Below are 13317 nucleotides of genomic sequence, written 5' to 3'. Positions count from 1 at the left end.
GCGAGCATTGAGCTGCAACTTGATGTGTCGCCCGTGGTCGTAAGCGTCGCCGTGTCGATGCTGTTGAGCATTCCTGTGAGCCCGATCCGGCCAGGTTCGCTACGTTCATCAAATACAGCTCATAAGCCTTTGTCACAAAAGGCAATGCATGCTCCAATTGCAAGGCACTGCGTGTGCGATTGGCTATGCTCAAGGCTGGGGTCTGAAACATGGCGTCGGGCGCACAAACCCGTACAATGCCGGGTTGTGACGGCCTTTTCGCTGCGCACAGTGTTTATGGCTGTGTTTATAAAACCAGTGGCACAGTGTTAAAAGTAGTCCCAGTTGAGCTTTTCACCTTTTTTACCTGCCTGGATTGGGCAGTTTTTTATCGTCATTCAATAGATGGACGCGCCTCGGGCGCAGGAAAAGAAGCGTTTTGAAGAAGACCACCGAAGCACCCAAAACAGTCGTTCCGCTCTGGCGCCAGCAACTGCACTACCGGCTCAAGGAAGGTGCATTGATCGCCATCGGCGCCTTGTGCCTGTTCCTGATGATGGCTTTGCTGACTTACGGCAAGGACGACCCGGGTTGGAGCCATAACAGCAAGATCGACGATGTGCAGAACTTCGGCGGCCCGGCCGGCTCGTACAGCGCCGATATCCTGTTCATGGTGCTCGGCTACTTCGCCTATATTTTTCCGTTGCTGCTGGCGGTCAAGGCGTACCAGATCTTCCGTCAACGCCACGAACCATGGCAGTGGAGCGGCTGGCTGTTTTCCTGGCGCCTGATCGGTCTGGTGTTCCTCGTGCTCTCCGGTGCTGCGCTGGCGCACATTCATTTCCATGCCGCGACCGGTCTGCCGGCCGGCGCTGGCGGTGCCCTGGGCGAAAGCCTTGGCGATCTGGCGAAGAATGCGCTGAACATTCAAGGCAGCACGCTGCTGTTCATCGCGCTGTTCCTGTTCGGCCTGACCGTATTCACCGACCTGTCGTGGTTCAAGGTGATGGACGTCACCGGCAAGATCACCCTCGATCTGTTCGAACTGTTCCAAGGCGCGCTCAACCGCTGGTGGTCGGCGCGCACCGAGCGCAAGCAACTGGTCGCGCAACTGCGTGAGGTTGATGACCGCGTCCACGATGTGGTCGCACCGACTGTCACCGACAAGCGTGAACAGGCCAAGGTCAAGGAACGCCTGATCGAGCGTGAGCAAGCGCTGAGCAAGCACATGTCCGACCGCGAGAAGCAGGTGCCACCGGTGATCGCGCCGGCACCGGCCAAGGCCCCAGAGCCGAGCAAGCGCGTACAGAAAGAGAAGCAGGCGCCGTTGTTCGTCGACAGCGCGGTCGAAGGCACCTTGCCGCCGATCTCCATTCTTGATCCTGCGGAGAAGAAACAGCTCAACTATTCGCCTGAATCCTTGGCAGCGGTCGGCCACTTGCTGGAAATCAAGCTCAAGGAATTCGGCGTCGAAGTCACCGTTGACTCGATCCACCCGGGCCCGGTGATTACCCGTTACGAAATCCAGCCTGCCGCCGGGGTAAAAGTCAGCCGTATCGCCAACCTGGCGAAAGACCTGGCGCGTTCGCTGGCGGTGACCAGTGTGCGGGTCGTCGAGGTGATTCCGGGCAAGACCACTGTCGGTATCGAGATTCCCAACGAAGACCGCCAGATCGTGCGTTTCTCCGAGGTGCTGTCGACCCCCGAGTACGACAACTTCAAATCCCCGGTCACCCTGGCGCTCGGTCATGACATCGGCGGCAAGCCGGTCATCACCGACCTGGCGAAGATGCCGCACTTGCTGGTGGCCGGTACCACCGGTTCCGGTAAGTCGGTGGGCGTGAACGCGATGATCCTGTCGATCCTGTTCAAGTCCGGGCCTGACGACGCCAAGCTGATCATGATCGACCCGAAAATGCTTGAGCTGTCGATCTACGAAGGCATTCCGCACCTGCTTTGCCCGGTTGTGACCGACATGAAGGACGCCGCCAACGCCTTGCGCTGGAGCGTTGCCGAGATGGAGCGTCGCTACAAGCTGATGGCGAAAATGGGCGTGCGTAACCTCTCCGGCTTCAACGCCAAGGTCAAGGAAGCCCAGGATGCCGGCGAGCCGTTGAGCGATCCGCTGTACAAGCGCGAAAGCATTCACGACGAAGCGCCGCTGCTGCAGAAACTGCCGACCATCGTCGTAGTGGTGGACGAATTCGCCGACATGATGATGATCGTCGGCAAGAAGGTTGAAGAACTGATTGCCCGTATTGCGCAAAAAGCGCGTGCGGCGGGGATTCACTTGATTCTTGCGACCCAGCGCCCGTCGGTTGACGTGATCACCGGTCTGATCAAGGCCAACATCCCGACCCGTATGGCGTTCCAGGTATCGAGCAAGATCGACTCGCGGACCATCATCGACCAGGGTGGCGCCGAGCAACTGCTCGGTCACGGTGACATGCTCTACATGCCGCCGGGCACCAGTCTGCCGATCCGCGTCCACGGCGCATTCGTCTCCGACGATGAGGTTCACCGCGTGGTCGAAGCGTGGAAGCTGCGCGGCGCGCCGGAATACAACGACGATATCCTCAACGGTGTCGAAGAGGCGGGCAGCGGCTTTGAAGGCGGCAGCGGTGGTGGCGACGGTGATGATCCGGAAGCCGACGCGCTGTATGACGAAGCGGTGCAGTTCGTCCTCGAAAGCCGTCGCGCATCGATTTCCGCTGTGCAGCGCAAGCTGAAGATCGGCTACAACCGCGCCGCGCGGATGATCGAGGCGATGGAAATGGCCGGCGTCGTTACCTCAATGAACACCAACGGTTCGCGTGAAGTCCTGGCCCCGGGCCCGGTACGCGACTGAAACGCAACGACGCGGGTGGCGCAATGACGCACCACCCGCTCTCCCACGATTATTCAAGAGGACTCTCATGCGCCTTATCCGCATGCTGTTGCCAGTACTGGCGCTGACCACACTCACGGCCCACGCCGATGAAAAGGACGTGGCGCGTCTGACCCAATTGCTCGAAACATCGAAAACCCTGTCGGCGAACTTTTCGCAGTTGACCCTCGACGGCACCGGCACCCAGTTGCAGGAAACCACCGGCAACATGACCCTGCAGCGTCCGGGCCTGTTCTACTGGCACACCAACCCGCCGGCCGAGCAGACCATGGTTTCCGATGGCAAGAAAGTCACCTTGTGGGACCCGGACCTGGAACAGGCAACCATCAAGAAGCTCGACGAGCGTCTGACCCAGACGCCAGCGCTGTTGCTGTCCGGTGATGTCTCGAAGATCAGCCAGAGCTTCGATATCAGCGCGAAAGAGGCGGGCGGCGTGATCGACTTCACTCTCAAGCCGAAAACCAAGGACACCCTGTTCGACAACCTGCGCCTGTCGTTCCGCAACGGCCTGCTCAATGACATGCAACTGATTGACAGCGTCGGCCAGCGCACCAATATCCTGTTTACCGGGGTCAAGGCCAACGAAGCGGTGCCAGCGTCGAAATTCAAATTCGACATTCCCAAGGGTGCCGACGTTATCCAGGAATAAACACCGGCCCTTTGTGTCAGGGCCTTTATGGTGAGGGCCTGCTATTGAGGGGCTATTGTGGCGAGAGGATTTGACCCCGTCCGGCTGCGCAGCAGACGTCGCTTTTGGGGCCGCTTCGCAGCCCAACGGGGATAAAATCCCCTCACCACAGGTTCTTCAGCAGATTTCAGAAAATCAGAGGTTTCAACGCTACGTGATGGATCTGTTTCGCAGTGCACCGATTGCCCAACCCTTGGCCGCGCGTTTGCGTGCGGCCAATCTGGATGAGTACGTCGGTCAGGAACACGTGCTCGCTCGCGGCAAGCCTCTGCGTGAGGCGCTGGAGCAGGGCGCGCTGCATTCGATGATTTTCTGGGGGCCGCCGGGCGTGGGCAAGACCACCCTGGCGCGCTTGCTCGCAGAAGTCTCCGATGCGCACTTCGAAACGGTTTCGGCGGTGCTCGCCGGGGTCAAGGAAATCCGCCAGGCCGTTGAAATCGCCAAGCAGCAGGCCGGCCAGTACGGCAAGCGCACGATCCTGTTTGTCGATGAAGTGCACCGCTTCAACAAGTCGCAGCAGGACGCGTTTCTGCCCTACGTTGAAGACGGCACGCTGATCTTCATCGGCGCCACCACCGAAAACCCTTCGTTCGAACTCAACAACGCCCTGTTGTCGCGTGCCCGCGTCTACGTGCTGAAAAGCCTCGACGAAGCGGCGCTGCGCAAACTGGTGCATCGGGCTTTGACCGAAGAGCGCGGGCTGGGCAAGCGCAACCTGACCCTGAGCGATGAAGGCTTCCAGATGCTGCTGTCGGCCGCCGATGGCGATGGCCGGCGTCTGCTCAATCTGCTGGAAAACGCCTCCGATCTGGCCGAAGACAACAGCGAAATCGGCATCGAGCTGCTGCAAAGCCTGCTCGGCGACACCCGTCGGCGTTTCGACAAGGGCGGTGAAGCGTTCTACGACCAGATCTCGGCCTTGCACAAATCGGTGCGCGGCTCCAACCCTGACGGCGCGTTGTACTGGTTTGCGCGGATGATCGACGGCGGCTGCGATCCGCTTTATCTGGCCCGCCGCGTGGTGCGCATGGCCAGCGAAGACATCGGCAATGCCGATCCGCGTGCGCTGAGCCTGTGCCTGGCGGCGTGGGAAGTGCAGGAGCGTCTCGGCAGCCCCGAGGGCGAATTGGCAGTCGCCCAGGCCATTACTTATCTGGCCTGCGCACCGAAAAGCAATGCGGTGTACATGGGCTTCAAAACCGCGCTGCGCGCAGCGGCTGAGAACGGCTCGCTGGAAGTCCCGCTGCATTTGCGCAATGCACCGACCAAGCTGATGAAGCAATTGGGTTATGGCGACGAATACCGCTACGCCCACGACGAGCCGGACGCCTATGCCGCCGGCGAAGACTATTTTCCGGAAGAACTCGAGCCGATTCCGTTCTATCAGCCAGTGCCCCGTGGCCTGGAGTTGAAGATCGGCGAGAAGCTCAATCACCTCGCTCAGCTCGATCGTCTGAGCCCTCGGCAGCGGAGAAAATAGTGCTTCCATTGATCCTTGCAGTGTCGGTCGGCGGTGTTGCCGGCACCTTGTTGCGCTTCGCCACCGGTAATTGGGTCAGCGCCAATTGGCCGCGGCACTTCTATACCGCGACGCTGGCCGTTAATATCGTGGGCTGCCTGCTGATTGGCGTGTTGTACGGCCTGTTTCTGATACGCCCGGAGGTGCCGATCGAAGTACGCGCCGGGTTGATGGTCGGCTTCCTCGGGGGGCTGACGACTTTTTCATCCTTTTCACTGGATACGGTGCGCCTGCTGGAAAGCGGGCAAGTGTTGCTGGCCCTGGGCTATGCCGCACTCAGCGTATTCGGCGGGCTGCTCGCGACGTGGGCCGGCCTGTCCCTGACCAAACTTTGATAACGAGAAACCGACATGCTCGATTCCAAACTGTTACGTAGCAACCTTCAGGACGTAGCGGACCGCCTGGCTTCCCGTGGCTTTGCCCTGGACACCGCGCGCATCGAAGCGCTGGAAGAACAGCGCAAGACCGTCCAGACCCGCACTGAAGCACTGCAGGCTGAGCGTAACGCGCGTTCCAAATCCATCGGGCAGGCCAAGCAGCGTGGCGAAGACATCGCGCCGCTGATGGCGGACGTCGAGCGCATGGCGGGCGAGCTGAGCGCTGGCAAGGTCGAGCTGGATGCGATCCAGACCGAACTCGATTCGATCCTGCTCGGTATCCCGAACCTGCCGCACGAGTCGGTTCCGGTCGGCAAGGACGAAGACGACAACGTCGAAGTGCGCCGCTGGGGCACGCCGACTCAGTTCGATTTCGAAGTCAAAGACCACGTTGCCCTCGGCGAAAAGTTCGGCTGGCTGGACTTTGAAACCGCCGCCAAGCTGTCCGGCGCGCGCTTTGCGCTGTTGCGTGGCCCGATCGCGCGGCTGCATCGCGCACTGGCGCAGTTCATGATCAACCTGCATGTCACCGAACATGGCTACGAAGAGGCTTACACGCCTTATCTGGTTCAGGCTCCGGCGCTGCAAGGCACCGGCCAGTTGCCAAAGTTCGAAGAGGATCTGTTCAAGATTGCCCGCGAAGGCGAAGCCGATCTGTACCTGATCCCGACTGCCGAAGTGTCGCTGACCAACATCGTTGCCGGCGAAATCGTCGATTCGAAACTGCTGCCGATCAAGTTCGTCGCCCATACCCCATGCTTCCGCAGCGAAGCCGGTGCGTCGGGCCGCGACACGCGTGGCATGATCCGCCAGCACCAGTTCGACAAAGTCGAAATGGTCCAGATCGTCGAGCCATCGCAATCGATGGAAGCGCTGGAAGGCCTGACCGCCAACGCCGAAAAGGTTCTGCAACTGCTCGGTCTGCCTTACCGCACCCTGGCGCTGTGCACCGGCGACATGGGCTTCAGCGCGGTCAAGACCTATGACCTGGAAGTTTGGATTCCGAGCCAGGACAAATACCGCGAAATCTCCTCGTGCTCCAACTGCGGCGACTTCCAGGCGCGGCGCATGCAGGCGCGTTTCCGCAACCCGGAAACTGGCAAGCCCGAGCTGGTGCACACCTTGAACGGTTCCGGCCTGGCGGTCGGTCGTACTCTGGTTGCCGTGCTGGAAAACTACCAGCAGGCCGACGGTTCTATCCGCGTACCGGACGTGCTCAAGCCGTACATGGGTGGCCTCGAGGTCATCGGCTAAATGAAATATCTGCCGCTGTTTCACAACCTGCGCGGCAGTCGTGTGTTGGTTGTCGGTGGGGGGGAAATTGCCTTGCGCAAATCCCGCCTGCTGGCCGATGCCGGTGCGCTGCTGCGGGTGGTCGCACCTGAAATCGAAACGCAACTGGCTGAACTGGTCGCTACCAGCGGCGGTGAATGCCTGTTGCGCGGTTACGCCGAAACGGATCTGGACGGTTGCGGGCTGATCATTGCCGCTACCGACGACGAAACGCTCAACGCGCAAGTCTCCACCGACGCCCACCGCCGTTGCGTGCCGGTCAACGTGGTCGATGCGCCGGCCTTGTGCAGCGTGATCTTCCCGGCGATCGTCGATCGCTCGCCGTTGATTATCGCCGTGTCCAGCGGCGGCGATGCGCCGGTACTGGCGCGCCTGATCCGCGCGAAAATCGAAACCTGGATTCCTTCGACTTACGGTCAGTTGGCTGGATTGGCTGCGCGTTTTCGCAATCAGGTGAAAAACCTGTTTCCGGATGTTCAGCAACGTCGCGGCTTCTGGGAAGACGTTTTCCAGGGCCCGATTGCCGATCGTCAACTGGCCGGGCAGGGCGCTGAAGCCGAGCGCCTGTTGCAGGCCAAGGTCGATGGCGAGCCCATGGTCACCACTGGCGAGGTTTATCTGGTCGGTGCCGGCCCGGGTGACCCGGATCTGTTGACCTTCCGCGCGCTGCGTCTGATGCAGCAAGCCGATGTGGTGCTCTATGACCGCCTGGTGGCGCCGGCAATTCTTGAGTTGTGCCGTCGCGATGCCGAGCGGGTGTATGTCGGCAAGCGTCGTTCTGAACACGCAGTGCCGCAAGATCAGATCAACCAGCAACTGGTCGATCTGGCCAAGGCCGGCAAGCGTGTGGTGCGGTTGAAGGGTGGCGATCCGTTTATCTTCGGCCGCGGTGGCGAAGAGATCGAAGAACTCGCGGCCCACGGTATTCCATTCCAGGTGGTCCCCGGCATTACCGCGGCCAGCGGTTGCGCCGCTTATGCGGGGATTCCGCTGACCCACCGTGACCATGCGCAGTCCGTGCGGTTTGTCACTGGCCACTTGAAGGATGGTTCCACCGATCTGCCATGGGCCGATCTTGTCGCCCCGGCGCAGACGCTGGTGTTCTACATGGGCCTGGTGGGTTTGCCGATCATCTGTGAGCAGTTGATCAAGCACGGTCGCGCGGCGGATACCCCGGCGGCGTTGATTCAGCAGGGCACTACAGTCAATCAGCGGGTTTTCACCGGCACGCTGGCGGATTTGCCGCGAATGGTGGCGGAGCATGAAGTGCATGCGCCGACCCTGGTGATTGTCGGCGAAGTGGTGCAACTGCGCGAGAAACTGGCGTGGTTTGAAGGGGCGCAGGCGCAGGTCTAAACACCGCGTCGTTCCCTTCGCGAGCAGGCTCGCTCCCACATTGGATCTGTGTCATGCACAAATCCCGTGTGGGAGCGAGCCTGCTCGCGAACGGGGTCTCGAAAACACCGAGCTAATCAACCCCGGCGCCAAACCCCTTTCCCGATCAACCGCTCGCGATCATGCGCTACGCTGAAATCCTGCTGCGGCCCCTTCGGCACCACGCCGGTCGGGTTGATGGTCTTATGGCTGCCATAGTAGTGATGCTTGATGTGCTGGAAATCCACGGTTTCGGCAATCCCCCGCCACTGATAAATCTCGCGCAGCCAGTTCGACAGGTTCGGGTAATCGGCAATCCGCCTAAGGTTGCACTTGAAGTGCCCGTGATACACCGCGTCGAAACGAATCATCGTGGTAAACAGGCGCACGTCGGCCTCAGTCAGGTATTCCCCGCTCAGGTAGCGATTGGCACCCAGCAGTTGCTCCAGATGATCCAGTTCGGCGAATACTTCATCGAATGCCTGTTCGTAGGCCTGCTGCGAAGTGGCGAACCCGGCGCGGTAGACACCGTTGTTCACCGCCGGGTAGATCCGCTCGTTCAGCGCATCGATTTCGTTGCGTAGCGGCGCCGGATAAAAGTCCAGATCGTTACCAGTGAGCCCGTCGAAGGCGCTGTTGAACATGCGGATGATTTCCGCCGATTCATTGCTGACAATGCGCTTGAGTTTCTTGTCCCACAGCACTGGCACCGTCACGCGCCCGGTGTAATCAGGCGTGTCAGCGGTGTAGCGCTGATGCATGAAGTCGAAGCCATCGAGTTTGTCGCCGGTCGAGCCTAGCGCTTTGTCGAAAGTCCAGCCGTTTTCCAGCATCAGCCAACTGACCACCGACACGTCAATCAGACCTTCCAGCCCTTTGAGTTTGCGCAGAATAAGCGTGCGATGCGCCCAAGGGCAGGCAAGGGAAACGTAGAGGTGATAGCGTCCGGCTTCGGCGGCGAAACCGCCTTCACCGCTGGGGCCTGGCTGACCATCGGCGGTCACCCAGTTGCGGCGTTGCGCTTGTTCGCGCTGGAACGCGCCGTCCTTGCTGCTTTCGTACCACTTGTCCTGCCAGTGGCCGTCGACGAGTAAACCCATGATCAAGACTCCCAAAACCAATATTCGTTGGAGTCGAGTCTATTCCGATGAGTTCGAACAAAAAGCGCAAAGATCGGGCGCTAATGATCGGTTAGATCGATGTGTTGCGCGCCGCCCAGTACTGTTCTGCGGTTGCGAAGGCCTGTTCGCGATTCTGACCGAGACCGCGCAGGGCGAGGGCCATGGTCGCAATCAAGGCCATTTGCGGGTAACTGTCGACCACATCGCCACGCCACACGGCTTTCAATTGCTCGATGTCCAGCGAGGCGGGTTTGACGTGGCGCTGCGCTGACAGCTGCGGCCATTCTTCGTCCCAGCTGTGACCGCCGCTGGTGCCGTAAAGGTGGCTGGTGGCGTCGGGGTTGATCTCGATTTCACCGCCATCGCCCTTGACCACAATTGCCGTGTCGCCGAGCAAGCCGCTGGCATCGCGATGTACCGCCTGGTAACCCGGGTGAAAAATGCTTTGCAGGCCGCAGCGTGCGCCCAACGGATTGAGAATCCGCGCCAGCGAGTGGATCGGCGACCGCAGGCCCAAGGTATTGCGCAGGTCGATCATCTTTTGCAACTGCGGCGCCCAGTCCACCAGCGGCATAAACGCCAGACCGCCGTTGTCCAGTGCCGCGCCGACCTGCTGCCAATTGCGGCACAGGGGAATGTTCAGTTCGCCCAGCAGTTGTTCGCTGTACAGACGCCCGGCCGTGTGTGCGCCGCCGCCATGCATGAAGATGCGCACGCCGTTTTGCGCCAGGCACTTGGCCGCCAGCAGATACCACGGCAGGTGGCGTTTTTTGCCGGCGTAGGTCGGCCAGTCCAAGTCGACATTCAATGCGGGCGCGTGCAAGCGTGCGCGCAGGGCTTCGGTGAAACCGGCCATTTCTTCGGCACTTTCTTCCTTGCGCCGCAGCAACATCAGGAAGGCACCCAGTTGCGTATCTTCGACCTTGTCATCGAGCACCATGCCCATGGCCTCGCGGGCTTCTTCGCGCGTCAGGTCGCGGGCGCCGCGCTTGCCCTTGCCGAGAATGCGCACGAATTGCGCGAACGGATGCTCGGCAGGCGTTTCGAGGGTCAAAGCTGGAAAATCGTTCATAGGCAATTCGTCGGTTTGGGCAGGCCCGCCAGTTTCGCGGCGAGTTTGGCAGGGGTGCCTTTGAACAGTCGGTTCAGGTGCAGGCTGTTGCCTTTGTCCGCGCCGAGTTTCAGCGCGGTGTACTTGATCAGCGGCCGCGTGGCCGGCGATAGCTGGAATTCGGCGTAAAAGCTGCGCAGCAGCTCGAGGACTTCCCAGTGTTCGGGCGTCAACGCGATGTCTTCGGCGGCGGCGAGGGCGCTGGCGACTTCAGCCGACCAGTCGCTGAGGTCAACGAGAAAGCCGTCCTTGTCCAGTTCGATGGCGCGGGCGCCGACGGTCATTGAATTCATAGCCAGCTGTTGACCTTGGCGTGATGGATCGACAGTTCGACGAAGGCCGGGTAGTCAATGGCCTCGGCCCAGTCTGGAACCTCGATCGCACGCGCCTGTGCGTCCTCAACCAATACAAAAAGTTTGATTGGTCGCTCTTGCAGAGCAGCGAACGGCGCAGTGTCCGGTTGCAGCGCATACACCGCATCGCCGGACAACAACACGGCGTCGGCGCTGCCGAGCAGGCGCAGGCAACTGCTCAGACGATCGTCGCCGAACGGGGAATGAGACAACACATGCAAAGTCGACATCAGAGGGTGATCACCTGATCGTAACGGTCAATAAGGGCGGTGATGTGTTCAGCGGCGAGTGGCTGCGCTTCGTCCAGCGACAGGTTGCCAAGACCGCGAGCATTGGCGCTTTCGGCGCAATAGAACAGCTCTTCGACACCAAACATCGGCAGCGCCTGCAGATTGGCGCTGAGGTCTTTCTGCTGCAAGGCCCTGGCGTTCTGCCCGGCGGCCAGTTGCAGCACGCCATCATCGAGAAACAGCAAACCGATCGGCAGATCGAAGGCGCCACCGGCGAGCACGATATCCAGCGCTTCCCGGGCGCCGGGGCCGGACCACGGCGATTGGCGGCTGATGATCAACAGCGATTTGGCCATGTTCAAGCGCCTCCGAAACAGATGAGCCGATCAGCGTCCTGCACGGCGTCGTGCAATTGACCCAGACCGGACAATTCCCACGGCGTGCTGAGCGAAATCGCTTCACGCTGGTAACGCTTGGCTTCTTCTTCGTTCAACACACCACGGCGCAGAGCGGCGGCGATGCAGACCACGCCGTCAAGTTGCTTTTCGTTGATAAAGGCGCGCCATTGCTTGGGCAAGTCCAGTTCATCCTGCGGCGTCACCACCGCATCGGAGGCGTTGAACACGCCGTCCTGATAGAAGAACAGCCGAACAATCTCATGGCCGCCGGCCAGCGCGGCCTGGGCAAACACCAAGGCACGGCGCGAGGAGGGCGCATGGGCGGCGGAAAACAGCGCGATGGCGAACTTCATGATGGACTCGATCAGCGAAACTGCGGCCATGATAAAGCTTTATTGCGACAGCCGCGAAACCCGAGTTTTACGCAGATACCTTTGTAGGAGCTGCCGAAGGCTGCGATCTTTTGATCTTGAAGAGCAAAATCAAAAGATCGCAGCCTTCGGCAGCTCCTACATCGATTACGGGGTGATGCCGTAAAGCTCGCAATACTCGATCCAGCCCATCCCCGCCATTTCCGCCACTTCCCGATGCACTTCCAGCCGTTGCGCCTGATATTCCTCGGGCGAAGCAGCGGTCAACTGCAACGTCAGCTCCCAGGCGAACAACCTCTGTCTCTCCGCTTCTTCCTCAAACGCCTCATGCAAGCGTTCTTCGCGATACTGCGCCTGGGTTTCGCCCTTGGCTTGAGCCAGCAGCGGGTTGAGATGGTCGAGGGTTTCACGTAGTTCGGGTCGCGCATCGAGAAACAGTTTCAAAGCCTGTTCATGTCGCTGGTCGCTAGGCGCCATGTAATTTCCTTGTGTGACTGATGACCATAGGGTGCCGCACCTGCTTGCGCATGTCGCGCATAAAAACAGTAAAGCAGAACGATTTGCCGCGTCGCAGTGCTACAGTCCGCTTTTTTCTCGATGAGCAAATGCAATGCGAATGCTGATGGTAGTGCTGGCGGCGGCCCTGTTGGCCGGGTGCGCCGGTTCGGTGATGAACGATGCTCGCAGCAAGAGCCCGGACAAGGTCCTGACCTCGGACAAGCCGGAGAAAGACGTCGCCCGGTGCGTGCAATTCGCCTGGCAGGACGAAGCCGTGTTCGGCGTCGACGCGGCGGCCTATCTGGAGCCGCGCGAGTCCGGCGGCACTACGGTTTATACGCGTTCGGCAGAGTCGTTTGTCGATGTGATCACCGAAGCGTCCGGCACGACCTTGAACTATTACGCGCAGAAGAGTGATTTTGTCGCGATGCGGCGGATGGCGGCGATGGCGACCTGCCTGTGATTATGGGGTGAAGCGATTGACGCTTTCGTGAGCAGGCTCGCTCCCACAAGTTGTAATGCATTGCACTGTGGGAGCGAGCCTGCTCGCGAATACGGCATGACTCAATCGATCAGGCGCTTCTGAAAGTAGTGCCGCTTGTGCCCCGGTGGGTAGTCAACGATTTCCCCAAACTGGCAGAACCCCAGCTTCTTGTAGAACTCCGGCGCCTGAAAATCGAAGGTGTCGAGCCAGAGGCCGTAGCAGTTTTTTTCCTTGGCCAGGGCTTCCGCCTGAGCCATCAATTTCGAGCCGATCCCCTGTCCGCGACCTTGTTCCGGCACTGACAGCAGTTCGATGAACATCCAGCGAAAAATCATTCGCCCGTACAAACCGCCCAGTATTTCGCCATTTTCGTCTTTGACCATCAAGGCGAACGGCTCGGATTTCGAACCGCCGGTTTGAGCATCGTTGTACTCGATCAGCGGCTGCAGAATGGCCTGACGCTGTTCCTCGGTAGGATTCTGCGTCAACTCGATACGCAAATTCATGCATGACTTCCTTGTGTAATTGAACGCCCAGCCTAACCCGTCCGGGCAAACGCCTCCAAGCCCTTCGATCGAACAAGCGGAACCGTCAAACCAGCGTTGCGGTCTAGGCTTTTATCGCGTCTTTCCCT

Annotated in this window: 15 protein-coding genes; 7 read left to right on the top strand and 8 right to left on the bottom strand. The window is 60.1% G+C overall.

All coding sequences use genetic code 11. From position 1 onward, the window contains the following. Positions 1 to 418: 418 nt before the first annotated feature. The 6 genes from ftsK to cysG all read left to right on the top strand — a co-directional run bounded on the left by ftsK (position 419) and on the right by cysG (position 8099). The gene (gene ftsK, locus J5M66_RS14720) at positions 419 to 2827 is read left to right on the top strand and encodes a DNA translocase FtsK (protein WP_024013412.1); all 2409 of its coding nucleotides are present in this window, start codon (positions 419 to 421) and stop codon (positions 2825 to 2827) included. A 67-nt stretch (positions 2828 to 2894) separates the two neighbouring features. Continuing rightward, on the top strand, positions 2895 to 3515 hold the full coding sequence (lolA, locus tag J5M66_RS14715) for an outer membrane lipoprotein chaperone LolA (protein WP_024013411.1): 621 nt from the start codon (positions 2895 to 2897) through the stop codon (positions 3513 to 3515). A 196-nt stretch (positions 3516 to 3711) separates the two neighbouring features. Continuing rightward, on the top strand, positions 3712 to 5034 hold the full coding sequence (locus J5M66_RS14710) for a replication-associated recombination protein A (protein ID WP_051600478.1): 1323 nt from the start codon (positions 3712 to 3714) through the stop codon (positions 5032 to 5034). Next, entirely contained in the window at positions 5034 to 5408 is a 375-nt protein-coding gene (gene crcB / locus J5M66_RS14705; protein WP_123442126.1) for a fluoride efflux transporter CrcB, read from the top strand. Before J5M66_RS14710 ends, crcB begins: the two co-directional genes overlap by 1 nt. Positions 5409 to 5423: 15 nt before the next feature. Further along, positions 5424 to 6704, top strand: a complete 1281-nt coding sequence (serS, locus tag J5M66_RS14700) for a serine--tRNA ligase (RefSeq protein WP_024013408.1) — start codon at positions 5424 to 5426, stop codon at positions 6702 to 6704. Next, complete coding sequence (cysG, locus tag J5M66_RS14695) at positions 6705 to 8099, top strand: siroheme synthase CysG (protein WP_110600816.1); 1395 nt, start codon at positions 6705 to 6707, stop codon at positions 8097 to 8099. It abuts the gene before it with no gap. A gap of 116 nt (positions 8100 to 8215) precedes the next feature. Here the strand turns inward: cysG and J5M66_RS14690 are convergent, their stop codons facing one another. From J5M66_RS14690 to J5M66_RS14660, 7 genes are all read right to left on the bottom strand, one after another. Continuing rightward, a complete protein-coding gene (locus J5M66_RS14690; RefSeq protein ID WP_207808123.1) occupies positions 8216 to 9217 on the bottom strand; it encodes a glutathione S-transferase family protein in 1002 nt (333 codons plus the stop codon). A 91-nt stretch (positions 9218 to 9308) separates the two neighbouring features. Further along, positions 9309 to 10310, bottom strand: a complete 1002-nt coding sequence (locus J5M66_RS14685; protein ID WP_207808124.1) for a glycosyl transferase family protein — start codon at positions 10308 to 10310, stop codon at positions 9309 to 9311. Then, complete coding sequence (locus tag J5M66_RS14680) at positions 10307 to 10642, bottom strand: TusE/DsrC/DsvC family sulfur relay protein (protein ID WP_207808125.1); 336 nt, start codon at positions 10640 to 10642, stop codon at positions 10307 to 10309. Before J5M66_RS14680 ends, J5M66_RS14685 begins: the two co-directional genes overlap by 4 nt. Next, positions 10639 to 10932 (bottom strand): sulfurtransferase complex subunit TusB, encoded by a 294-nt coding sequence (gene tusB / locus J5M66_RS14675; RefSeq protein ID WP_186566414.1) that lies wholly within the window; start codon positions 10930 to 10932, stop codon positions 10639 to 10641. Before tusB ends, J5M66_RS14680 begins: the two co-directional genes overlap by 4 nt. Next, positions 10932 to 11288, bottom strand: a complete 357-nt coding sequence (gene tusC, locus J5M66_RS14670) for a sulfurtransferase complex subunit TusC (protein WP_071172887.1) — start codon at positions 11286 to 11288, stop codon at positions 10932 to 10934. Before tusC ends, tusB begins: the two co-directional genes overlap by 1 nt. Before the next feature lie 2 nt (positions 11289 to 11290). Next, positions 11291 to 11683 carry a sulfurtransferase complex subunit TusD gene (gene tusD / locus J5M66_RS14665; protein ID WP_207808126.1) on the bottom strand — a complete coding sequence of 131 codons (393 nt, stop codon included), beginning with the start codon at positions 11681 to 11683 and terminating at the stop codon, positions 11291 to 11293. 165 nt (positions 11684 to 11848) lie between these two features. Continuing rightward, positions 11849 to 12178 (bottom strand): DUF6388 family protein, encoded by a 330-nt coding sequence (locus tag J5M66_RS14660; protein WP_073471290.1) that lies wholly within the window; start codon positions 12176 to 12178, stop codon positions 11849 to 11851. 133 nt (positions 12179 to 12311) lie between these two features. Between J5M66_RS14660 and J5M66_RS14655 the strand changes: the two genes are divergently transcribed. Beyond that, a complete protein-coding gene (locus tag J5M66_RS14655) occupies positions 12312 to 12662 on the top strand; it encodes a hypothetical protein (RefSeq protein WP_024013401.1) in 351 nt (116 codons plus the stop codon). A gap of 101 nt (positions 12663 to 12763) precedes the next feature. On the opposite strand, the gene J5M66_RS14650 is transcribed toward J5M66_RS14655, so the two are convergent. After that, complete coding sequence (locus tag J5M66_RS14650; protein WP_207808127.1) at positions 12764 to 13189, bottom strand: GNAT family N-acetyltransferase; 426 nt, start codon at positions 13187 to 13189, stop codon at positions 12764 to 12766. Positions 13190 to 13317 lie beyond the last annotated feature (128 nt).

It is taken from the genome of Pseudomonas sp. 67(2021), assembly GCF_017491835.1.
GTDB classification, from domain to species: Bacteria; Pseudomonadota; Gammaproteobacteria; order Pseudomonadales; family Pseudomonadaceae; genus Aquipseudomonas; species Aquipseudomonas atacamensis.
The sequence above is the reverse complement of the archived record's forward strand: the minus strand, read 5'-3'. Positions and strand labels throughout refer to the sequence as shown.